Source organism: Thermogutta sp. (assembly GCF_014359955.1).
Taxonomy (GTDB): domain Bacteria; phylum Planctomycetota; class Planctomycetia; order Pirellulales; family Thermoguttaceae; genus Thermogutta.
Map to the genome: position 1 here is coordinate 1 of NZ_JACIYL010000627.1, position 2,699 is coordinate 2,699.

Consider the following 2,699-nt stretch of genomic DNA (forward strand, 5'->3'; position numbering starts at 1 on the left):
CCCATTGGGAAAAATGGCGTCCCAGCCGGTTTCCAGCGCGAATCCCAATGAGACTCAATATCCCGGCGACGAGGCCGATGATCACGGCGGCCAGCCAGATTGATTCTCCCAAAAACGCCAGCGATACGCCGATAGCCAGAGCATCCAGGCTGGTGGCGACGGAAAGGCTCACGAGACTCCAACCGCGGGTGGGATCGTCCGTCAGGGTATCCACCTTTCCTGTCAGGGCCTGCCAGATCATTTTCCCGCCCAGCACACCCAGCAGAGCGAACACCAACCAGTGATCCCAGCCCGCTATGGCAGAGGCAAATTGGGCACCCCCCAGCCATCCCACCACGGGCATGAGAAACTGAAAAAAACCGAAGTGGAAGGAAACGCGGAAGGTGTGTCGGGCGGTCACGCGGGCCAGCCGCAGCCCCACGGCGACAGATACGGCCAGCGCGTCCATCGCCAGTGCCAGCGCCACACCGAATATGGAAAGCAGATCCACTCTCTGCACCTCGGGGTTAAACCATCAACATCGCCCCTGAAAAACGCGCGTTCTTTCAGTGTACCGTGTTCGATTCCCCAACGTGGAGGGCCACAGGCGCGTTTATTCAGACCGGGCAGAATTGGGATGGTTCAGAAGGGACAACACGGGGTGGTGAAAAACTATCCCCCGAGTCAGTGCTCTGAGCAACCGCTGATGCACACTTACGGGATGGCGAAAGCAGCGGAAACGCAGGCTGGCGCTGGCTCCCCAAAATCAGAAATGCGCGGCGATGCTCCCAGGCGGTTGATGACCGCCAGAGATCTTTTCACCGGGCAGCCGTCTGCAGGGGCGTTTCCCCCTGGGCCATGGTGCGAACACGCTGTTCGATGAGATCTCGTGCCTTGAACTGGGCCCGGGCAAGTTCTTCGGCCGTCTTGAGATTTTCCTGAATCAGACGATCCCGCGCTGCCGTGACGCGGGCAAGGGTGTCTTCCACGGCTTTCAGGTGATTTTGGGCGAGGTCACGTTCCTGTTCCTTCCGGCTGAGTTCCTGCTTGAGTTGGGCGATCTCCTGATCCCGTGCCTGCTCTTCCCGTTCGGCATCGGCCAGACAGGCATCGAGTCGATTCTTGTCGGCGGTGAGAGAAGCGATTTGATCCAGGAGTTCCGCCCGTTTGAGGGAAAGATTCCGCAGGGCCACTTCGTAGTCCCGAAGTTTCCGCCAGTACGGAGGCGACTGCGGGTTGTTGGGATCGGCCGGCTTGCCATCGCGGACATACTCGTCCACCACGTCTCGGGGGAGGATCGCCGCCAAGGTTTGCGCATCCAGCCCGGCGAAAATCTCATGATCATCGGTGGGCAGAACCTCACAGACGGTCCAGCCAAGTTGTCCCTGCTGAGCGGCCTGAACCGCAGCCTGGATACGCTGAACTTCTCGGTTGGTCAGAAAGTCCGTCGATTCAAGCTGGACCATGGCCGGCTGATCACCCTGTCGGGGATTGACTGCGGCCACGCGAAAGGCCCCCAGGTAACTTCCCCCCTGGCGGATGTCACGTTCGTCGAAGAGATAGACGGCGGAATCAACGGGGAGTTCCTGGACATTCTGAAGGCCGCTCAACCCCAGTTGATCGACCGTCAAACTCACCTGGACGACGAACCCCGCCTGGGGATCCTGCCGCACGTTGACCTGCATGGGACGGCACCCGTGCCACACACGGCCGCGCTGCAAGGTGTATTTGGCCAGTTCTACCTGGAGCTGCCGGATGCCCTTGGTGTTGGCATCGCCGTTGATCAGACGTTCGCGGTCCTTTTCGAGTTGGGCAAGCTCGTTGCGGAGCTTTTCCGCCGCGGTCCGCCATGCCCGATGGGTGGCGAGCGCCCGCATTCCCAGATACCACATGGCCAGCGAGGCGAGCAGCAGCAGGCAGATGAGAACTTTATTCCAAATGCTCATTGGGGTATCACCAGTGACCGGAGATTTCTCACCTCGGTTGACACGACCGAAAACTGCGTGTTCCTTCCCTGGATGAGCCGATATTGTTTCCTCCCCCATTCGTGCGAGGCTTCAAGCCCCGTTGGCCGATGGCCCTCCGTTATGCTCGATGGTATTTAGCCCCCCTGCCCGTGTCAAGCTTTAGCCATTCTTTGCCAGAATGCGACGGAGCACCCCCCACCTACGGGGAGAGGAAGTGTCAAATCTGTTATTTGCGGAATATCTCAAACAATCGTTTAAGTTTACCTGCTTTTCCTGTCGAACCAATTCAAGCGGCGACGGACTCAACCGACGTGCGAGGGGATCATATCGCCGCCCGATGTCGCTCGGCATGCACTCTTGGTGGAGTGAGCAGGTTACCCATGTTTGCACCCATCCTTCGTCAGCCAATTGGGATCTTGCGAGCGAAAGTCCCCCTGGGGGTGTTTCTTCCTGACTGCTTACGGCAGGTGTTTGTCCTTACGCTTTTCGTGCTGGTGGTAAGTTCGGGTTGCCATCGCGCGGCTTATCGGCAGCAGGCCGACAGCGAAGTGGCTGCGCTCATTCAGCGGGGTCAGGTGGACCCCCGGTGGAAGCTCCGCAAAAGTTCCGTCTATCCCCAGCGCGAGGCCCGATTTTATGATCCCTATTGTCCGGACGCCGAACCGATGCCGCCGGATGATCCGGTTTCTCATCAGCTCATGCACTATGTGGACGGAAAGAAGGGCTGTCCCCACTGGCATGACAATGGCGACA

At 59.2% G+C, this 2,699-nt stretch carries 2 protein-coding genes and 1 pseudogene; 1 reads left to right on the top strand and 2 read right to left on the bottom strand.

Features of this window, described 5'->3' with window-relative positions; translation table 11 throughout:
* Window positions 1-490: manganese efflux pump MntP family protein (locus H5U08_RS15160; protein ID WP_297034886.1), on the bottom strand; the 490-nt coding region annotated here is incomplete at its 3' end.
* 307 nt (window positions 491-797) lie between these two features.
* Window positions 798-1,925 (bottom strand): hypothetical protein, encoded by a 1,128-nt coding sequence (locus tag H5U08_RS15165; protein ID WP_297034889.1) that lies wholly within the window; start codon window positions 1,923-1,925, stop codon window positions 798-800.
* Window positions 1,926-2,326: 401 nt separating this feature from the next.
* Between H5U08_RS15165 and H5U08_RS15170 the strand changes: the two are divergent.
* Window positions 2,327-2,699: pseudogene (locus H5U08_RS15170) on the top strand (hypothetical protein); the annotation flags it as partial.

Excerpts from the sequence above, each read along its gene's own strand:
- H5U08_RS15165 (WP_297034889.1), bottom strand. The coding sequence starts at position 1,925 with ATGAGCATTTGGAATAAAGTTCTCATCTGCCTGCTGCTGCTCGCCTCG.